The organism is Pseudomonas sp. 5P_3.1_Bac2, from assembly GCF_025465995.1.
Classification (GTDB): Bacteria; Pseudomonadota; Gammaproteobacteria; order Pseudomonadales; family Pseudomonadaceae; genus Aquipseudomonas.
In genome coordinates, this window is the sequence record NZ_JANLNY010000006.1 from 464,424 (window position 1) to 485,567 (window position 21,144).

5 protein-coding genes and 2 tRNA genes are annotated in these 21,144 nt (G+C 55.7%); all 7 read left to right on the forward strand.

The genetic code is table 11. The features are described 5' to 3' along the window. The first annotated feature begins 17 nt into the window (after window positions 1–17). Complete coding sequence (gene queE, locus NTD81_RS06560) at window positions 18–665, forward strand: 7-carboxy-7-deazaguanine synthase QueE (protein ID WP_262180731.1); 648 nt, start codon at window positions 18–20, stop codon at window positions 663–665. 1 nt (window position 666) lies between these two features. After that, window positions 667–1,341, forward strand: coding sequence for a 7-cyano-7-deazaguanine synthase QueC (queC, locus tag NTD81_RS06565; protein ID WP_262180733.1), 675 nt, complete (start codon window positions 667–669; stop codon window positions 1,339–1,341). A gap of 59 nt (window positions 1,342–1,400) precedes the next feature. Beyond that, window positions 1,401–1,476 (forward strand) — tRNA-Lys (locus NTD81_RS06570). Window positions 1,477–1,610: 134 nt separating this feature from the next. After that, a tRNA-Pro gene (locus NTD81_RS06575) sits at window positions 1,611–1,687 on the forward strand. Window positions 1,688–2,550: 863 nt separating this feature from the next. Continuing rightward, window positions 2,551–2,778: an MbtH family protein gene (locus tag NTD81_RS06580; RefSeq protein ID WP_262180736.1), complete on the forward strand. Its 228-nt coding sequence runs from the start codon at window positions 2,551–2,553 to the stop codon at window positions 2,776–2,778. Between the two features lie 116 nt (window positions 2,779–2,894). Then, window positions 2,895–13,811: a non-ribosomal peptide synthetase gene (locus NTD81_RS06585; RefSeq protein ID WP_262180738.1), complete on the forward strand. Its 10,917-nt coding sequence runs from the start codon at window positions 2,895–2,897 to the stop codon at window positions 13,809–13,811. After that, complete coding sequence (locus NTD81_RS06590) at window positions 13,808–20,950, forward strand: amino acid adenylation domain-containing protein (protein WP_262180741.1); 7,143 nt, start codon at window positions 13,808–13,810, stop codon at window positions 20,948–20,950. The genes NTD81_RS06585 and NTD81_RS06590 overlap by 4 nt, the downstream gene beginning before the upstream one ends. Window positions 20,951–21,144 lie beyond the last annotated feature (194 nt).

Consider the following 21,144-nt stretch of genomic DNA (forward strand, 5'->3'; position numbering starts at 1 on the left):
TTACGCCCGTGGCTGATATGCAAGATACCCTGCGCATTACCGAGATTTTTTACTCGCTGCAGGGCGAGACGCGCACCGCCGGTTTACCGACTGTGTTCGTTCGCCTGACCGGCTGCCCATTACGCTGCCAGTACTGCGATACCGCCTACGCCTTTAATGGTGGCGAGATCATGACGCTGGAGGCCATCCTCGCCCAAGTTGCCAGCTACCGGCCGCGCTATATCTGCGTGACTGGCGGTGAGCCGTTGGCGCAACCTAATTGCATCCCCTTGCTCAAGGCGCTGTGCGACGCAGGCTACGAGGTGTCGCTGGAAACCAGCGGGGCCATGGACGTAGCCGCGGTTGATCCGCGGGTGAGCAAGGTGATGGACTTGAAGACGCCGGGCTCAGCGGAAGTAGGGCGCAACCGCTACGAAAATATTCCGTTGTTAACGCCGAACGATCAGGTCAAGTTCGTCATTTGCAGTCGTGAAGACTATGACTGGGCGGTGAGCAAGCTGATTCAGTATCAGCTCGACCAGCGCGTCGATGAGGTGCTGTTGTCGCCGAGTCATCATCAGGTCAGTGCGCGCGAGTTGGCCGAGTGGATCATCGCCGACAACTTGCCTGTACGCCTGCAGTTGCAACTGCACAAAATCCTCTGGAACGACGAGCCGGGACATTGATATGAGCAGCAAAAAAGCAGTCATCCTGTTATCGGGCGGCCTTGATTCGGCCACCGTCGTCGCCATGGCTAAAGACCAAGGCTACGCCTGCTACAGCATGAGTTTTGACTACGGCCAGCGCCATCGCGCCGAACTGCAAGCGGCGGAGCGGGTAGCCAAGCAGTTGGGGGTGGTTGAGCACAAGGTGATTGGCCTGAACCTCAATGGCATGGGTGGCTCAGCCTTAACCGACAGCTCCATCGATGTGCCGGAAAGCCCCACTGAGGGTATTCCGGTGACCTATGTGCCGGCGCGCAATACCGTGTTCTTGTCGCTCGCTCTGGGTTGGGCTGAAGTACTCGGGGCGCAGGACATTTTTATCGGGGTTAATGCCGTGGATTACTCCGGTTACCCGGATTGCCGTCCTGAGTTTGTAGAAGCGTTCGAGCGCATGGCCAACTTGGCGACTAAGGCAGGGGTTGAAGGTCAGGGATTCCGTATCCAGGCGCCGCTGCAGAATATGAGTAAGGCGCAGATTGTTCAGGCCGGCGTGCGTCTGGGTGTCGACTACGGGCTCACCGTGTCGTGCTATCAGGCGGATGAGCAGGGACGTGCCTGCGGTAAGTGTGACAGCTGCCGTCTGCGTGCGGCGGGCTTTGCTCAAGCTGAGGTGGCGGACCCAACGCGATATTTCTAAAAAAATATTTCGTTAAGTGTTGAATTCCTCAATAAAATCAGTATTATACGCCTCGCGTTGGGTCGTTAGCTCAGTTGGTAGAGCAGTTGGCTTTTAACCAATTGGTCGTAGGTTCGAATCCTACACGACCCACCATTATTTAAGGTGGATGAGTGTGATGCTGGGGTAGCTGAGAAATCGGTTTATCTAACCCGTCACTTATCCCAGCAGCAGGTGTTGATTAACTTGCTGCATGATGTCAATGTGCATCGGTTTTCCGCTGCATATACCGGGGTATAGCGCAGTCCGGTAGCGCGCCTGCTTTGGGAGCAGGATGTCGGGAGTTCGAATCCCCCTACCCCGACCATACAGCAACAAGCGGAGCCTGCTCAGGCTCTGTGTTTACACAGCAAGCGCATCGCTAAAAGCTCCGTATCGAAAGATGCGGAGCTTTTTTTATGGCTATATCCCACTAAATAGTGCGCTCAGATCCCGGTTGCGCTTTCTCTGGAGCGTTAGCTCAGTTATCTGTGTGAGCAGCGCTTACCTCTCGCCATGGATGCTTGTGCGCCTCGTATATCGCAAGGCGTCGAGCATGACTATTGCGATCCTGTTGAGCCGTTATAGCAAGGCTTCGGCGGCTATTTTCCGGCTGCTTGCTTATTGCCGTCCCTGTACTGTCCAGGCGACTCCTGCCGTGTGCGGTCGATGCTCAATCAAAGTTGTTTTGGCCGCTAATCGGTATTAAGCGCCTGCCTGCATTGACGCTCTACTTATCTCTGCCCAGGCCTTTATGGTCGATTCGCGGCCGTGATAGCGGCTTGGAATATATTAGTGAGTTAAATATTAGGCAGTGATGGCTATTACATGTCATGTGAGGATGCTTGCACTGTTAATTACCAGCTGAAACATTGATCTAGATCAATAGATATGAACTGCTCTGCTCGAGAGAGAGGGTATTTTTTTTAGAACTTATTACAAATTCCAAATTTATTACATTTGTACTGTCTGGTTATATAGGTTTCTATCTATTTGATTTTGTATTGGTTTTTGTTAGTTATTGGACGATTGTTCATTGTTAAGGTGGCGAAAATTAAGCGCCATTTTTGAAATCTGGAAATACTATTTTTCATGTTGCTTTTATTTTCATCTGGTGCTTACTATTTTAAAGCATATTTATTCTTCGAATAAATAATTGCTATTCAACGGAATGAAAAAGGTGGGAGTTTTATGGCAAATTCATTTGATAATGATGAGTTGGAATTTCTGGTGTTGATTAATGATGAGCAGCAAAGGTCGTTGTGGCCTGAGTTCATCGCACGGCCACAGGGTTGGCTATTGGAATTCGGTCCTGCAAGTCGCCAGGAGTGCCTGGATTATATCGATACGCATTGGAAGGATATGCGTCCTGCGAGCTTGGTAGAGGCGATGCGTAGAGAGGAGTTGTTAAATAAATAGGTATAGCATCTATCGAGATGTGTTGGTTTTTGTGCAATCGCTAGGTTAGGCATGATCTAACTGGTTATGCCGCCTGCTATTGCTTGGATGTGTTGATGTGGTGCATGGAGGCACGCATGAATAATATAGTTGGATTGCCAGCGCACTTTCCTTTGACGTCTGCTCAAATGGGGGTTTTCTGGGGGCATGAGCTAAGTGAGCACCCTCAGAACTTTAATGTCAGTGGTTACTGGCTGATTGATGGTGTTGTCGAGATGCAAAGCTTTAAATCGGCGGTCCGTCTGGTGGTCGCAGAAATTCCAACTTTGCATATTCGGCTTGTTCGTCAGCAGCATGAGATCCGCCAGCTATTTGAGATAGATGTGGACTTTGAGCTGACTGTTCTGGATTTTAGCTCAGATGCGGATCCCCTTCATGCAGCACATCAATACATGGCGGGCGACAGCGAAAAGGCGTGTGACTTATTTGTTTCGCCGTTGTTCCACTTTGCTTTAATCAAATATGATAAAGATAAGTTTATTTTTTATGAGCGATACCATCACATTGTCCAGGATGCGTTGGGTACTCATTTATTCATTAATAGGCTGGCTGATGTTTACAATGCAACGTTGCTCAAGCTGTTGCCGCCAGCTTGTGAGTTTGGATCTTTCGAAAGTCTGATTTCTTCTGATCTTGTTTATCGCAGTTCTTCTAAATTTGAAGACGATAAAAGTTTTTGGATCTCGCGTTTTTCTGATTTACCCGAACCTACTAGTTTGTCAGGTAAAGAAGCACCTGACGGCAGCGTTTGCCGTTATAGAAAGACTTTATCTCCTGCCTTGGTCACGCGGTTGCGTGAACAGTCGAAAGAGTTGGGCGCCAGTTTTTCTCAATTTTTGATAACACTGACTTGTCTTTATCTCTATAAAGTGGCTGATCAGCATCATGTTGTTATTGGCTTGCCCGTGACTGGGCGAGTAGGGCGGGCTCTACGGGCTATTCCTGGGTTAATGTCAAATATCTTGCCCATGCGCTTAACGTTACTGCCAAGCAGCAGCTTGCAGACAGTGTTGGGACAGGTTCGATCAGAAATTAAAGCAGTATTACTGCATCAGCGATTCCGTTATGAAGATCTTCTTCGTGAACTAAACTTGCTGACTGGCCAGCAGGAGTTATTTAAAACCACTATCAATATCGAGAGTTTTGGCAGCCTTCCGCAGTTCGCTGATTGTGTGGCGAATCCGCACCATATTGGTAATGGCCCTGCTAAAGATCTAAATATATTTTTCTTCTGCAATGATGCAGCGGACAGCGTGGTTTTGGGGTTGGATGGCAATAGCCATTTGTACGATGAAAGTCAGTTGCAAGCCCATGCAGAGGGTCTGTCAGATTTTTTTGCGCAGGTATTAAGCAATACCGATCAGCCCATTGGCTTGCTCAACTTGTTGAATAAGAACGCAGCCCAAAGAGCGCAGGGGGAGGTCAATCAAACCCAACGCGTGTTCCCCGATCTGACCCTCATTGAGTTATTTGCAGCGCAGGTGGCGCAAACACCGGATGCACTGGCTGTAAGGGATGACGCCGAACAGCTGACTTATTCTCAACTCAATAGACGGGTCAATAGCCTGGCCCGCTATCTGGTAAGCCTGGGTGTTTCCAGGGGGATGGGGGTTGGTGTTTTGTTACCCCGTTCTACGCAGATGCTGGTGGCGTTGCTGGCGGTTGCTAAGGCTGGAGCGTCGTACATCCCGATGGACCCTCACTACCCGAAAGAACGTCTGCAAGTGATTCTTAAGGTGGGTACGCCGGCTTTGTTGTTACTTGAGAGTGCAAGTGCGCAGGCTTTCCCCGGGATGCAATGCTGCGCACTTGACGACGCTCTGGTGCAGGCTGAGGTAGCGAGCTATGACTCTTCAGACTTTGTTCAGGCTTCACTAAGCGGGCTGGATGCTGCCTATGTCTTATTTACCTCGGGTTCTACCGGAACGCCTAAAGGCGTGGTGGTTTCCCATGGGGCGTTAAGCAATTTTCTGTTTTCCATGCAGGAACAGATGCAGCTGAAGCTGGGTGATCGTTTTTTGGCGACCACTACTCTCGGCTTTGATATTGCCGGTCTTGAGCTGTTTTTACCGCTGATTTGCGGCGGCGAAGTGGTCATTGCCTCTCGCGAGGCCACAGTTGATCCGGCCTTGTTGGCGCAGCAGATAACCCGCCAGCAAATCACCCACCTGCAAGGTACACCTGCGTTGTGGCAAGGCTTGGTGGAGTACCAATCTAGCGCTTTAACTGCGCTGACGGCACTGGTGGGGGGCGATACGCTGCCCAGTCGTCTAGCCACGGATATGTGCCGTCTGGCGCATCAGGTTCTTCACGTTTACGGCCCGACCGAAACAACCATCTGGTCGACTTTGGACGTCCTGGGTGAGGGCAGTGGCGATGACCTGTCGATAGGCAGACCCATTGCCAATACTCAAGTTTATATTCTGGATTCTGCGCTGCAGCCGCGCCCTGTGGGCTTGGCTGGAGAGTTGTATATCGGTGGCGACGGCCTTGCGCAGGGGTATTTGACGCGGCCGGGCTTAAGCAGTGAGCGTTTTGTCGCCAACCCCTATGGCGCGCCTGGCAGCCGCATGTATCGCACGGGCGATGTGGCATATCTGCGCGAGGATGGCCGTTTGTACTTCCTTGGGCGTGTCGATAACCAGGTAAAAATTCGTGGATACCGAATTGAGCTTGGTGAAATCGAAACGGTTTTGGCGCACTGCCCAGGTGTCAAAAGTGCCGTGGTTATCGCTCGGGATGAGCAAAAGAATCTGGTCGGTTATGTCGTGGCCGAGGACGGGCATACACTGAGCGGTCAGGACTTGCGCCAGGCGATCAGCGCGCATCTGCCGGAGTACATGGTGCCGGCGGCAATCATGGTGTTGCCGGCCCTGCCTTTGACGCCGAACGGCAAAGTCAACCGTTTGGCTTTGCCTGAGCCACTGTTCGAAGCCCGTAGTAAAAAGCTGCCGACTACCCTCTGGGAGCAGAAACTGTGCGACGCATTCGCTGAGGTTTTGGCGATTGCGCCTCCTGGAATCGATGAAAGTTTCTTTGATTTAGGTGGCCATTCGTTGCTGGCGATGCAGTTGGTAAGCCGCATCCGCTCACTGTTCCAGATGGAGTTACCGCTAAAAGCGATTTTCGATGCGCCCACTGTTGAGCAGTTGTGCGAGGCAATGGCGCATCGCGGATTTATTCCCGCGCGTGCGCCGCTTAAGCAACTGACACGTCCGGCTCTGCTACCGATGTCTTTTGCTCAGCAGCGCCTGTGGTTCCTTGAGGATATGGCGCCAAGCTCGGCCTACAACATGCCGCTTGTTCTTGCTCTGCAAGGTCCGTTGGATGAGGCCTGTCTGAACCTGGCTGTGCGTGATGTGCTATTGCGTCATGAGAGCTTGCGTACCTTACTGCTTCGGCAAGGGGAGTCTGCTGTTCAGCAGATCGTCGAGGCACAACAGCTGGCGTTTGCGCTCGAACGCAAAGAGGTTGAGCCGCAGCAAGTACTGCAGTGTATTACCGAGGATAGTCAGCAACATTTCCACTTATCCCAAGCGTTACCGGTCAAGGGTGTGCTGTATGCCTTGGGCTCTGAGCGTTATCGGTTGTTATTGCTGATTCACCATGTGGCGGGTGATGGTGGATCGCTGCGCCCATTGATGAACGATCTGGCCACAGCCTACCGTGCACGTAGCCAAGGGTTGCAGCCAGAGTGGTCGGCGCTGCCTGTGCAATATGCCGATTATTGCCTGTGGCAGCGTCAGTTGCTGGGGGACGAACAGCATCCGACACAAACCTGTCTGCAACAGATCCAGTATTGGAAGCAGCAACTGGCTGACCTGCCTGATGAGTTGAATCTGATCAAAGACCGTCCTCGTCAGGCCTCACCGACCCATCAAGGGGCTCAGGTCGCCCTGCCGTTACCAGCAGCGCTGTACGCAAAGCTACAGGCTTTGGCGCAGGATAATGCTGTCAGCCTCTTTATGCTGTTGCAGGCAAGCCTTGCCGCGTTTCTCCATCGTATGGGCGCGGGTACAGATATCCCGATTGGTACGGCTGTGGATGGGCGTACGGATCAGGCCCTGAGTGATTTGGTCGGCTTCTTCGTCAATACACTGGTCGTGCGCACAGATTTGTCTGCTGACCCCGATATGCCCAGTCTGCTTGCTCAGGTACGGGAAACCATTTTGCAGGGCATGGCTAACCAGGATGTGCCGTTTGAACGAATCGTTGAAGAGCTCAACCCAGTGCGGTCATTGTCCCGGCACCCGTTGTTTCAGATCATGTTGGTGCTGCAAAACCACGAGCGATCGACTGCGGACTTCGCACCGTTACAGGTCGAGCAGCTGGAGCTAGCCGTCAGCACAGCAAAATTCGACCTGTTATTTATCTTTGATGAAGACCGAAATGGCAACGTTCTGAATGGGCGCATTGAGTACTCATCTGATCTCTACGATGAGCACAGCATAAGGGCATTTGCCGAGCGCTTTGTGTGGCTGCTCAGCGCTATTGTGGAACAGCCTCATCAGCGTATCAGCCAGTTCGAGCTGTTACCGGCGCAAGAGCGCAAGAAAGTATTGCACCTGTGGAATGACACTGATCATCCATTGCCTGAAAACACCTTGGCGGCCTTGTTTGAACAGCAGGTGCGAAAGACGCCAGAGCATGTCGCGGCCAACGATGGTGTTCGCCAGCTTAGCTACCGGCAGTTGAATGCGATGGCTAACCGACTGGCTCAGCGCTTGTTGCAGCTGGTTGAGGACAGCGAACCGCGGATTGGGCTGTTGCTGGAGCACTCGCTCGAGTGTGTGGTAGCGATCCTGGCAACGGTCAAAATCGGCGGTGCGTATGTGCCCCTGCGTCCTAGCGATCCCGTTGAGCGACAACAAACCATGCTAGACGCTGCTGATGTGCAGGTCTTGCTATGTGATTCGGCGCAAGACCCCTCAACACTGCGGGTGGAGCATGTGGTGTTGATTGATCAGGATGTAACACGTCCTGTCGATGAGGCACAGATGGGCAACCCGCAGCTTGTGGTTGCAGCCGATGCGTTGGCGTACATCATGTATTCCTCAGGTTCAACCGGCGTTGCCAAAGGCATCGCGGTTACCCAAAAGAATGTCATCGCCTTGGCCTGTGATCGCTTTTGGCAGCAAGGCAATTATCAGCGGGTGTTGTTGCATTCGCCGCTGGCTTTCGATGCATCAACGTTCGAGTTCTGGGTGCCGTTGCTCCACGGTGGGCAATTAGTCGTCGCCTCTGGTGGCACGCCGGATGTTGCCTCGCTGTCTCGCCTTATTGTGCGGGAGAAGGTCACGGCGCTCTGGCTGACCGCTGGCTTGTTCAGGCTGATCGCTGAAGAAGATCCTGAATCCTTAGCCGGCGTACAGCAAATTCTAGCGGGTGGTGATGTCCTGCCTAAAGCGTCCGTGGATGCTTTGCTGGCCAGGCATCCACAGCAGACCATCATCAATGGCTACGGGCCGACTGAAGCGACGACCTTTACAACCGTGCACGCACTGCGTTCAAGCATGGCGAAGCACACGTCGGTGCCTATCGGCGTGCCGCTGGACAATACGCAGGTCTATGTTCTGGATAAGCAGCTGCAACCGGTCCCGGTTGGGGTTCCTGGCGAGTTGTACATTGCCGGTGCGGGCTTGGCCAGGGGCTATATCAATAACCCAAGGCTGACCGCCAAGCACTTTGTGGCTAACCCTTTTGGCCTGCCAGGTGAGCGTTTGTACCGCTCCGGAGATTGGGTGCGTTGGTTGCCTGAGCAGGTGTTGGAGTATCTGGGGCGCAATGATAGCCAGTTAAAAATCCGTGGCTTCAGAATTGAAACGGGCGAGGTTGAGTCTGTTTTGGCCCGTTATTCTGGCGTGGCACAGGTGCTGGTTAAAGGTATTGAAAGCCGCCCTGGTATCAAGCAGCTCGTGGCCTATGTCATTGCTCAAGAAGGCATGAGCTGTGCAACGGCTGAGTTGCTGGCGTATGCCAGGGAACATTTGCCGGATTACATGGTGCCGGCGGCAGTGGTGCGCTTATCGCATTTCCCTTTGACGGCCAATGGCAAGATCGACCAGCGCGCCTTGCCCGCTCCCGAGTTTGCCGCTGGCCAAGGGCGTGTGGCGCGCACCGCCCAAGAGGAGCTGTTATGCCGGCTGTTTGCCGACACGCTGGGCGTCGAGTCGGTCAGCATTGACGATAACTTCTTTGATCTGGGTGGCCACTCGCTGTTGGCCATGGGCTTAATCAACAATATCCGCAAGACCTTCCAGGTCGAAGTCAGTGTCCGCCGTTTGTTTGAGGCCCCCAGTGTGGCCCAACTGGCTGGCGTACTGACGCAAGGCGCACCGGCTCGCCCGGCATTGGAGGCAAAACTGCGGCCTCAGCACTTGCCGTTATCCTTTGCCCAACAACGGCTTTGGCTGATTGACCGTATTGAAGGGCGCAAAGCCACTTACAACATGCCATTGGTGCTGCACCTCAATGGGGTGTTGGATGAGCAGGCTTTGCAGGCGGCGTTGAATGATGTGGTCAAGCGCCATGAGTCGTTACGCACGCATTTTCATGAAGGTGCAGACGGGCAGGCGTATCAGCATATCGTCAGTGTGGAAGAGGCAACTTGCCAATGGGTGAGTCAGCAAGTAAGTGCCGAGCAACTGCCTGAGGCATTGCAGCAAGCCAGTGCGTATTTGTTTGACTTAACGCGGGAGAATCCATTGCGCGCCTGGTTATTCCAACAGGGCGATCAGCAGGCAACACTACTGCTTTTGATGCACCACATTGCCAGTGATGGTCTGTCTCTGGAACCGCTGCTCAGCGACTTTTCGAACAGTTATAACGCCCGGCTTCAGGGGCATCTGCCTCAGCTTGAGGCGTTGCCGGTGCAGTATGCCGATTACGCACTTTGGCAACGGGAGTTCCTGGGCGATGAACAAGACCCCAGCAGCGCCTTGAATTACCTGCTGGATTATTGGCGCACAGCCCTGAGCGATCTTCCCCAAGAGCTGGCATTGCCTGTTGATCGCCCCCGAGGGATGACCGCCAGTTACCGTGGCGAACACCTGCGTTTCACCATTGAGCCTGCATTGCACCAGGGATTGCTTGCCCTGGCGCGTCAGCACAATGCGAGCCTGTATATGCTGCTGCAAGCCGCCCTGGCGACCTTGCTGAGCCGCCTTGGCGGGGGCGTCGACATCCCGTTGGGAATGGCTGTGGCTGGCCGTAGTGATGCAGCCTTGGCGCCCTTGGTAGGGTTCTTTACCAACACCCTTGTCTTGCGTACGGATGTCTCCGGCAACCCGGTTTTTGCGGACTTGCTCAAGCGTGTGCGGGAGCAGGCGTTGCAAGCCTATGCGCATCAGGAGGTGCCATTCGAAGCGTTGGTTGATGCCATTAATCCTGAACGTTCTCTGGCTCGCCACCCATTGTTCCAAGTGATGCTGGTCTTGCAGAACCAGGCTGGCGGAACACTTGAGCTGGATCAGTTGCAGTCGCATATCGAGATGCCGCAGCTGGCTGTATCCAAGTTCGACTTGACCTTCAATGTAATCGAAGGGCCTTCAGTCGATGGAAAGCCCGGCGAGCTGAAAGGGGAGATCGAGTACGCCACAGACCTCTTCGATGCGCCGACGATTGCGCGCATGGCCGCCTACTTCAACACCCTGTTGGCGGCCATAGCCGAGGCACCGCAAAGCCCGATCAGCCAGTTGTCCATACTGCCGCCGCCAGAACATGAGCAAATCATTGCCCAGTGGAGCGTCCACCACCGCGAAACGCTACAGCCTAAAACCTTCCCTGAGCAGTTTGAGTACTTTGCTCAGCACAGCCCGCACGCCCAGGCCTTGTGCGGTAATGGCATTGACCTGAGCTATGCCCAGTTAAACCAGCAGGCCGAGCGTTTGGCGCGGCATTTACAGGTGATGGGGGTCGGCGTTGAGGATGTCGTAGCAATCGCCTTGCCACGCTCTGTGCAGTTGATTGTCAGCATGCTGGCGATCTTCAAGGCCGGAGGCACCTACCTGTCACTGGACCCTGATTACCCGCTGGAACGTCTGCGCTACATGCTCGAAGATGCAACGCCCCGCTTGTTGCTGAGTGATCAGCAAACTGCGCTAAGGCTTGGGGCTGACTGCCCGTATCTTGACCTCACTACCGCCGAAACGCAGGCGCTGCTGGACAGCCTTAGTGATGCGCCAGCAGTAGCGCTGGGCCGCACCTTGCACGTCGATAACGCTGCCTATGTGATTTACACCTCTGGCTCCACCGGCCGTCCTAAGGCGGTCTGGGTCACCCATCGGGGCATTAACAGCCTGGCGACCAGCGTCAGAGAAGCATTCCAGATCAGCCCGCAGAGCCGTATTTTGCAGTTTGCTTCGCCGAGCTTCGATGCTGCGTTCTGGGATATCAGCATGGCGCTGCTCAATGGTGCCGCGTTGGTCATTGCCGATGCCGAAAGCTTGTTGCCGGGTGATGCCCTGTGTCAGTTGATTGATGAGCAGCGTGTGAGTCATGCCACCTTGCCGCCGGTAGGTCTGGCGGTCATGTCCAAAGAGCGCTCTTTGCCAAGCTTGAAAACCTTGGTTGTGGCCGGTGACGCTTGTCAGCCAGAGCTGGTTGAGCACTGGTCAAAAGGGCGGCAGATGATCAATGCCTATGGCCCCAGTGAGTCCACCGTCTGCGCGACGATGAGCAGCGCCTTGTCAGGACGAGCCGTGCCAACTATCGGCACGCCCATCATCAATACTCAGGTGTATGTACTGGATGCGTATCTGCAACCCGTAGCGCCGGGTGTGGACGGTGATCTGTACATTGCCGGGCAAGGTCTGGCCCGCGGTTACATGAAGCAAGCGTCACTGACCTCCGGACGTTTTGTGGCCAACCCTTATGGCCCGCCGGGCAGCCGTATGTACCGCAGCGGCGATGTCGTGCGCTGGCGTGCTGATGGTCAGCTGGTCTTTGTGGGGCGTGCCGATCAGCAAATCAAGATTCGCGGCTTCCGGGTAGAGCTTGGGGAAATCGAGTCGGTGTTGCTGCAACACCCAGCCGTGGCGCAGGTGGCGGTTATCCTGCGCGAAAGAGAGGCCGGGCAGAAGAAATTGCTGGGTTATGTCGTACTGAATGATCCTGAGTTCGACCTCAAAAGTCTGCGGCAGTACCTGTTTGGCCATTTGCCGGATTACATGGTGCCTGCCGCCTTGGTCGGCCTTGAGGCCATACCAACGACGCCGAACGGCAAACTGGACGTGCGCGCTTTACCTGAACCTGAATTGAGCGCCAGTGATGCACGAGCAGCACGTAATCAGAGTGAACAAATGCTCTGTGAGCTGTTTGCTGAGGTGCTTGGTCTGCAACAGGTCGGGATCGATGACAGCTTCTTCGAGCTGGGAGGGGACAGCATCAGTGCAATCCAACTGGTGGCCCGCGTGCGGCTCAGGGGCTGGCGTCTATTACCTCGGGATATTTTCGAACATAAGAGCCCGGTGGCGTTGGCCGTGCAGCTTGCGCCTCTGGAGGAAGTGTCCAGCGAAGCCCAGCTCGCCGCCGTTGGCAGCTTACCTGCCACTGCGATCATGCACTGGTTGGCGGCTAACCCTGGGCCGATTGAAGGCTTTGCCCAAGCGGTTCTGATTCAGGTGCCCAGCCAGATTAATGCGTTGGAGCTGCATGAGCTTGTGACGTTGCTGGTTCGCCAGCATGACGTACTACGTCTGCGTGCGAGCCGTAGCGATGATCAACTCTGGAGCCTGCAAATCCCTGATGCCGAACAGGCTGAAGCCGCGTTTGAGTGGCAGGTGGTCAATGCACAGGCGCTGGATGATGAGCAACTGCATCAGCACATGCTTAGCCATGCCGAGCAGGCGAAGCGGCGTTTATCTCCCGCAGAAGGGCGAATGGGGGTGGCCATATGGTTTGATCGCGGTCCGCAGCGGCCGGGTCGCTTGCTTTGGGCGTTGCATCACCTGGTTGTGGATGGGGTCTCCTGGCGCATTCTTCTGACTGATCTGGCGGCGGCCTGGCAAGCACGCAGCCGTGGCGCAAACGCGTCATTGGCAGTGGTGCCGACTTCATTCAGAGCCTGGGCGCACGGACTGGTAGCCGAGGCCGCGCAACGTGCCGGACAACTGCCGTACTGGCTTGAGACTCTGAACACGCCTGATCCGCTGTTGAGCGCGCGAGCGCTGGAGCCACGCCAGGACACCACGCAGCGCAGCGCTTCGTTGCAGTTGCGCTTGCCCGGCAGTGTCACGCAACCCTTGCTCGGCAGCGTGCCTGCGCTTTTCCACGGCGGGGTGAATGATGTGCTGCTGGCGGCATTTGCTCTCGCCATCAGCGATTGGCGCAGACGCTTTAAGGTCGGGTTGGGTTCGGCGGTTTTAGTCGATGTCGAAGGTCACGGCCGTGAGGCGGTGGCGGGCATGGAGCTATCGCGGACGGTCGGCTGGTTTACCAGCCTCTATCCGCTATGCCTGGACCCCGGACAGGTGCGCATTGAAGACCTGGACAGCCAAGGGCAGGCGATCAAACGGATCAAAGAACAGTTGCGTCAGGTGCCCGGCAATGGCCTGGATTTTGGCCTTCTGCGTTACCTCAACCCGCTCACGGGCGAACAACTGGCCACACGGCCTGCGCGGCAGATCGGCTTCAACTACATGGGGCGGATGGCGGCAGGTGATGAGCGTGACTGGGCTCCGGTCAAAGCATCCGCGGACTTGGACCCAAGGGCCGATGCCGACTTCGCCTTGCCCCACGCTATTTCACTCAACGCGGTAGCAGAGGACCTGCCAGGCGAAACCGTATTAGTGGCCAACTGGACATGGGCCACAGGCTTATTCACTGAGGGGGATATCCAGGCGCTGGCCGAGCGCTGGTTCTACTGGTTGCAAGCATTCTCACAGCTCACTGAATCGGCAACGGTGGGCGGCTTGACGCCTTCTGACTTGAGCATGGTGGACGTTGATCAATCAGCGATTAATGCACTGCAAAGCAAATGGGGTAAGAAGAAATGAGTATTGAAGTGATTGAAATGCTTCCCTTGTCCCCATTGCAGAAGGGCTTGCTGTTCCATCTGATTGACGACACCGACGGCGGTGAGGCGTATCACGTTCAGCAGAACTTTGAACTGCGTGGCCGCCTGGATCGTGCTGCACTCAAACAGGCCGTGGCGCAACTGCTGCAGCGCCATCGCCATCTGTGCTGTGGCTTTGAATATGAGGAGTTGGCCGAGCCCGCGCAGATTGTCCTGAGTGGCTTGCCGCTGCCTTGGCATGAGCAGGACCTGAGCCAGTTACCCGCACAGGCTAAGCAACAGGCGCTGCTAGACGCACTGCTGGCCGATTACGCGCAACGCTTTGATCCACTGGACCCGCCATTACTGCGCTTTACCCTGATTCGGCTTGAGGATGAGCTGCATCAACTCGTGTTTACCAACCATCACTTGCTGTTGGATGGATGGTCGATACCGGTGCTGCTGCACGAGTTATTTACGCTTTATCACGCCGCTGGCCAGCCTGCTCGCTTGCCGCCAGCGAACGCCTATCGTCAGTACTTGCAGTGGCTGAGTCAGCGCGACAAGGAGCACATGCGTCAGGTATGGTGTGAGACGCTGGCAGGGTTATCCAGCCCTACGTGTCTGGCCAGAGGGCGAGTCAGCACGGATAAACGGCCTTTGGCGCTGGAGCGCAACTTAAGCGAGGTGCAAACCCAGCAGTTGGGGCAGTTGGCCAAGCGCTTGGGGGTGACGCTCAATACCTTGATTCAGGGCGCTTGGGGCGTGCTGCTGGGCGAGATGAGCGGTGTGCAGGATGTGACGTTTGGCGTCACGGTGTCGGGGCGGCCAGGTGAGTTGGAGGGTGTCGAGCACGTTGTCGGGCTCTTGATCAACACCATCCCATTACGCCTGCGCTTCAGCCTGGCCGAGTCCTTTAGTTCATTGTTGCAACGTCTGCAGGCTGAGCAAACGCAGTTGCTTGACTATCAGTATCTGGAGCTGACGACGATCCAGGCCGACAGTGGCCACGACAAGTTGTTCGATACCCTGGTGGTCTTTGAAAATTACCCGCTGCTGGACAGTTCAGCTGATAGCTCTGCAACGGCGTTGGATGTTCGTCTGGCCGGACATGCAGGCGGGGATGCATCGCATTACCCGCTGGGCTTGATCGCAGTGCCAGGCAAGCACTTGCTACTGCGCTTTAGTTGGCTGCCGTCGCTATTTGATCAGGAGCAGATTACGCGCGTGGTAGAGCGCTTTGAGTACCTGCTGCAAGGCCTGCTGGAGCATCCTGAGCGCCCGATTGGGGCCTTGCCTTTGCTGTTGCCGCACGAGCAACAGGCGCTGCGTTGGCCAGAGTTGCCCAGCGAACCAGCAAGCGTCAGCCTGATTGAGCTGTTTGAGCAGCAAGTTCGGCAAGCGCCAAACGCCACCGCCTTGAGTGTGGGCGAGACCACGCTTGCTTATGCTGAGCTTAATCAGCGGGCGAATCGTCTGGCCCGTTATCTGGTCAGCCAGGGTGTGGGCAGCGAAGACATTGTGGCGCTGACCTTGGCGCGCTCGGACGAGATGATCATAGCCCTGCTGGCCGTGCTCAAAAGCGGGGCCGCCTACCTGCCGCTGGACCCGCACAGCCCGGCGGATCGGTTGGCGTTTATTCTCTCTGATGCGCGGCCTAGGTTGTTGCTAAGCCAGCGCGAGGTGCCGCAGCTTCCTGATTGGCGAGGGCCTTCTCTGCTGCTTGATGAGGAAGAAAGTCAGGCGTTGATCAGCACGTTCAGCGCTGAAGATTTGCACAATGAACAACGCGTTCGTCCTCTGACTCCAGACAGTCTGGCCTATATCATTTACACCTCAGGCTCCACAGGCAAACCCAAGGGTGTGCAGATCACCCAGCGCAATGTGGTGCGTTTGTTTAGCACCTGCCAGCCTTGGTTTAACTTTGATAAGCGGGATGTCTGGACGCTGTTTCACTCCTACGCGTTCGACTTTTCGGTTTGGGAAATCTGGGGCCCGTTGCTACAGGGTGGGCGCTTGCTGATCGTGCCCTATGACGTCAGCCGTTCGCCCTCGGCCTTCTTGCAGTTGCTGGTCGATGAGCAGGTCACGGTGCTCAACCAGACCCCATCGGCGTTTTATCAGTTGATCGAAGCCGACCAGCAGGCTGCCCAATTGGGCGATCAATTAGCCCTGCGCTATGTGATCTTTGGTGGCGAGGCCCTGGACTTGGCGCGCCTAGAGCGCTGGTATGCGCGGCATGCGCCAGACGCCCCACGCCTGATCAATATGTATGGTATTACCGAAACTACGGTGCATGTGAGCTACCAGCCACTCGATGCTGAGCAGGCGCGCAGTGAGCGCGATAGCTTGATCGGCTGCGCTATTCCCGATTTACGCATCTACGTGTTGGATGATGCTTTGCGCCCGGTTCCGGTGGGTGTCGAGGGCGAGATGTACATTGCCGGGGCAGGGCTCGCCCGTGGTTATCTGCATCAAGTTGGCCTTAGCGCTACACGCTTTGTTGCAGACCCATTCGGCCTACCGGGCACGCGCATGTACCGCTCCGGCGACCTGGCCTGCTGGCGCAAGGATGGAAGCCTGAGTTACCTGGGCCGGGCTGACCAGCAAGTGAAAATCCGTGGTTTCCGTATTGAACTGGGGGAGATCGAGTCGGCGCTCAGCGAGCATCCCCAGGTTGCCAACGCCGCTGTCCTGCTGCGCGAAGATCGCCCCGGTCATCAACAACTGGTGGCCTATGTCACCGCCGTGGAGGGCGCCGCATTAGAGACTCAGGCGCTGCGTGATTACCTCGGTGATAGCCTGCCCGATTACATGGTGCCAAGCGCGATCGTGCTGCTAGAGGTTTTGCCACTGACGATCAATGGCAAACTTGACCGTCGCGCTTTGCCAGCACCGGTGCTGAGCCATCACGGTGGGCGGCAGCAGGCCGCAAGTTTGCAGGAGGAGATCCTCGCCAGCTTGTTTGCCCAAGTGCTTGGGGTGGATGAAGTGTTCATGGATGACGACTTCTTCAGCCTGGGTGGCCATTCACTGCTGGTCATGCGGCTGGTCAGCCTGATCCGCTCTCGCTTCGATATTGAGTTGCCGATTCGGGCCATATTTGAAGCGCCTACGGTTGCGCAACTGGCCAAGCGTCTTGGTGAAGGGCAGGAGGCCGGACCCGCCTTGAGCGCACAGCCGCGCGAAGCGTTCCCGCCATTGTCCTTTGCCCAGCAACGGATGTGGTTACTCGACCAGCTCGATGATCAAGCCACCTATAACATGCCGCTTGCTATACGCCTGCAAGGAGCGCTGCAAGCTGAGGCGTTGCAAGCGGCGTTGAATGATGTGCTGGCCAGGCATGAAGTGCTGCGCACGCTGTATCGCATTCACAATGAACAGGCTTATCAGCATATTTTGCCGTTGGACGTGGCCAAGGTTGAGCTTGAGCGTCGGCAACTGGCTGAAGCCGGACTGGCTGAACAAATTGATCGTGCCGCTCAGCGTGGTTTTGATTTGAGCCAGGAGCTGCCCGTGCGTGGCTGGCTGTTCGCCTTGGAACACACTCAGGAGCATGTGCTGTTGCTGGTGTTCCACCATATTGCCTGTGACGGTGGTTCGTTGTGGCCCATCTGGCGCGATCTGGCTTCGGCCTATAGCGCACGGCTTAGCGGCCAGCCACCGCATTGGCCAGCACTGCCTGTGCAGTATGCGGACTATGCGCAGTGGCAGCAGCAACTGTTGGGCGATGGTCGCGATCCCGATAGCCAGATGGCTCGGCAAATTGATTTCTGGAGTCAAACCCTGGCGGGTGTACCGGAAGAAGTGACGTTGCCGACGGATCGACGGCGGCCTTTATTGCTGAGTAATCAAGGCGCTCGAGTAAGCTACTCAATTGATGAGGCTTTGTATAAACGCCTGAAAAGCGTAGCGCAGGCGCAAGGTGTCACCCTGTTTATGTTGCTACAGACCGCCATGGCGGGCCTGTTGAGCAAGCTCGGCGCAGGTCGCGATATTGCTTTGGGCTCAGTGGTGGCGGGGCGTACAGAAGAAGCCTTAGCCGAGTTGGTGGGCTTTTTTGTCAATACGCTGGTTGTACGCCTCGATACTGCTGGAGACCCTGCGTTTACTGACTTGTTGGCCCAGCTGCGCGAATATTCTCTGCGCGCTTACGCCAATCAGGATGTACCGTTTGACCGTGTGGTTGAAGCGTTAAACCCTGTGCGCAGTCAATCACGCCATCCACTGTTTCAGGTCATGCTGGTGCTGCAGAACAATAGCCATGAGCGTGTTGATTTTCCTGATCTGCAAGTGCGGGCCGAGCCCATTGGATTTAGTCCGGCTAAGTTCGATCTGACCTGCAACTTCGATGAGCGTCTGGATGCTCATGGCAAAGTGATCGCGCTGGAGGCACAGGTTGATTACGCCAGTGAGCTGTACGATCACGCGACCATCGAAGCCTTTACTCGCTACTTTGTGCGCCTGCTGCATCAGGTTGCCGAGCAGCCTGAGCGACGTTTGAGTCAGGTTGATCTATTAAGTACCGAGCAGCGTCAGCGTTTGCTTGAGTGGCTGCCACAGCACCGCGCCGGGTTGCCTGAGCAAGACTTGGCAGCACTGTTCGCCCAACAGGTTGCCCGCACGCCAGATGCAATCGCACTGGTCTGCGGACAGCAGCATTTGAGCTATGCGCAGCTCGACGCCCAAGCAAACCACTTGGCTCAACGCTTGTTGAAGTGTGGCTTGCAACCCGAGTCTGGGGTCGCCTTGTTGATGCAGCGCTCACTGTCTTGGGTGGTGGCGACGTTAGCGGTGATCAAGGCCGGCGGGTTTTATGTACCGCTGCGCGGCAGTGACCCACGGGAGCGTTGGCAGCATATTGTTGATCAGGCTAAGCTGCGCATCTTGCTGGTCGATGAAACCTACGCCGAGGCAGACCTGCCTGTTGTGACGTTTATTGAGACGGTGAGTCGCGAGGGCAGCACGGGACAGGCAGCAGCCGTGAGCGTTGCTAACCAGCAAGCGCTGCCTGGCACCCGCTTGGCGTATCTCATGTTCACCTCAGGTTCAACCGGTGAGCCAAAAGGCATTGCCATCACTCAGGCAAGCATCATTGCTTTGGCTCAGGATCAGCGCTGGTCAGCAGGTTTGCGACACAGAATCCTGCTGCACTCTGCCCATGCTTTTGACGCCTCTACCTATGAGTTGTGGGCAACTTTGCTCAACGGCCATCAGGGCGTAATTGTTCCTGGTGACGAGCTGGATTTACCGACGCTGAGCAGAACCATTGTTGAGCACGAAGTGACTGCTGCGTGGCTCACGGCAGGCTTGTTTCGGCTGTTGGCGGAGGAACAAATTGAGTGCTTACAGGGCCTGCAGGAAATCTTTACCGGTGGCGAAGCCATCTCAGGAGATACCGTCAGGAGAGTGCGTGAGCATTATCCGTCCAGTGCCATCATTAATGCCTATGGACCTACAGAAACGACCACGTTTGTCTGTTCTTACCGGGTTAGCGAGGCCGATGCACCGTATGTCACGATTCCTATTGGCCAGGCTTTGGACGGTGATCAGTTGTATGTATTGGATGAACGCCTGCAGCTTGCGGCCATCGGCACGCCAGGCGAGTTGTATGTCGCGGGGCAGGGGCTGGCGCGGGGTTACTTAAACCGGCCAGGGCTGACTGCGGGGCATTTTGTCGCGAACCCTTATGGCCCTCCTGGCAGCCGCATGTACCGTACAGGCGATGTCGTGCGCTGGCGCCATGACGGGCAGCTGGATTTTATCGGGCGTATAGACCAGCAAGTGAAGATTCGAGGCTTTCGTATTGAGCCCGCAGAGGTCGAGAGTGTCATTTGCAAACACCCAACTGTCTCTCAAGCCTTGGTTATTGCCCGAGAGGGCGTCAAGGGCAGCAAGCAACTGGTGGCTTATGTGATTGCCGAGCACGGTCAGCCATACGATAGCTTGGCGTTGCTGGCCTATCTCAAAGGGCAGTTGCCGGACTTCATGGTGCCTGCCGCATTGGTCCCGCTGGCGGCGTTCCCTTTGACGGCCAACGGCAAGATTGATCTGCGGGCGTTGCCTGAGCCGCAGATTAAACAGGCACAAATACAGGCCCCGCGCTCTCCACAAGAGCAAGAGCTGTGTCAGCTGTTTGCTGCGATTCTTGAGCTGGACAGCGTAGGTGTTGAGGATAACTTCTTTGAAATTGGCGGCCACTCACTGTTGGCTGCGCGGTTGATGAACCGGATCGCTTCGCGTTTTAACGTACGGCTCGGTATTCGCGCGTTGTTTGAGGCGCCCACGGTCGCTTTGCTGGCGCAGCGCTTGGAGGAACAGGCGCAGGATCACTCTCTGGATGTGTTATTGCCCCTTAAACGTGAGGGCACGCAAAGCCCATTGTTTTGCCTGCATCCTGGTGGTGGTTTGGGGTGGTCCTATGCGGGATTGATTCCTTACATAGACAATCACCCGCTGTATGCGATTCAGGCGCGCAGGTTGAGTAGCGGTGAAAGCCCAGACTCGATAGACAGCATGGCGCAGGATTATCTGGCGCAGATCCTCAGTGTTCAGCCGCAAGGGCCTTATGCCTTGCTGGGTTGGTCGTTTGGCTGCCATTTGGCGCATAAAGTGGCGACCTTACTGCAGGAGCAGGGGCAGGAGGTGGCATTTCTGGCATTGCTCGACGGTTATCCAGTCTGGCATCTCTATAAAGACATGGTGCGTAGCGATGCCGAGAGCCTCAAGGCGCTATTCGAGTCATTATGTGGCGCAGTGCCGGAGCAGGCAGAGTCGCTGACTATCGCCAATCTGAAGCTCAGGTTGACCGAGTTAGAGCATCCCCTTGCCAGTTATGAGGCTCAGATTTTCGAGCGAATTCTCGCTGAGCTCCGGGATGCCCCGCGTTTGCTGCGTAATTTTTCACCGCATCGCTTTAATGGCGAGGTGCTGTTCTTCCAGGCGCTGCAGGTGGAAGAGGGTGGCTTGGTCCATGACCCATATGAGTGGCAGGAGTACGTTAGCCATGGGGTGACTGTACATGAGGTCAAATGCACCCATGAAAATATGCTGAGTGCGCAGGCCTTGAGTGTTATTGGCCCTGTCATACGGCAGGTCTTGCACACATTGCGGGAGGCGCAGGCGGGTTATTTGCCTTGATGCAGGACGGCCTGTTTCCGAGTGGATAGGGCGGGCGAGCAGGCCTGTTTGTCGAGTGCAGTGGCATCAAGAAGCGGATGACCACTGCACTGAGGCAGGTTATGCCAGCCTCGTTTTTAGAAAATCTACATGCCCTTTTGTGCACAACTGCTATGCCGCCACAGTGCTGTTTGCTGTGGCCGCGAGTTCGTACA

What these genes read in the sequence shown, in the direction of transcription:
- queE (WP_262180731.1), top strand. Translation starts at nt 18, where the DNA reads ATGCAAGATACCCTGCGCATTACCGAGATTTTTTACTCGCTGCAGGGC.
- queC (WP_262180733.1), top strand. Translation starts at nt 667, where the DNA reads ATGAGCAGCAAAAAAGCAGTCATCCTGTTATCGGGCGGCCTTGATTCG.
- NTD81_RS06580 (WP_262180736.1), top strand. Translation starts at nt 2,551, where the DNA reads ATGGCAAATTCATTTGATAATGATGAGTTGGAATTTCTGGTGTTGATT.
- NTD81_RS06585 (WP_262180738.1), top strand. Translation starts at nt 2,895, where the DNA reads ATGAATAATATAGTTGGATTGCCAGCGCACTTTCCTTTGACGTCTGCT.
- NTD81_RS06590 (WP_262180741.1), top strand. Translation starts at nt 13,808, where the DNA reads ATGAGTATTGAAGTGATTGAAATGCTTCCCTTGTCCCCATTGCAGAAG.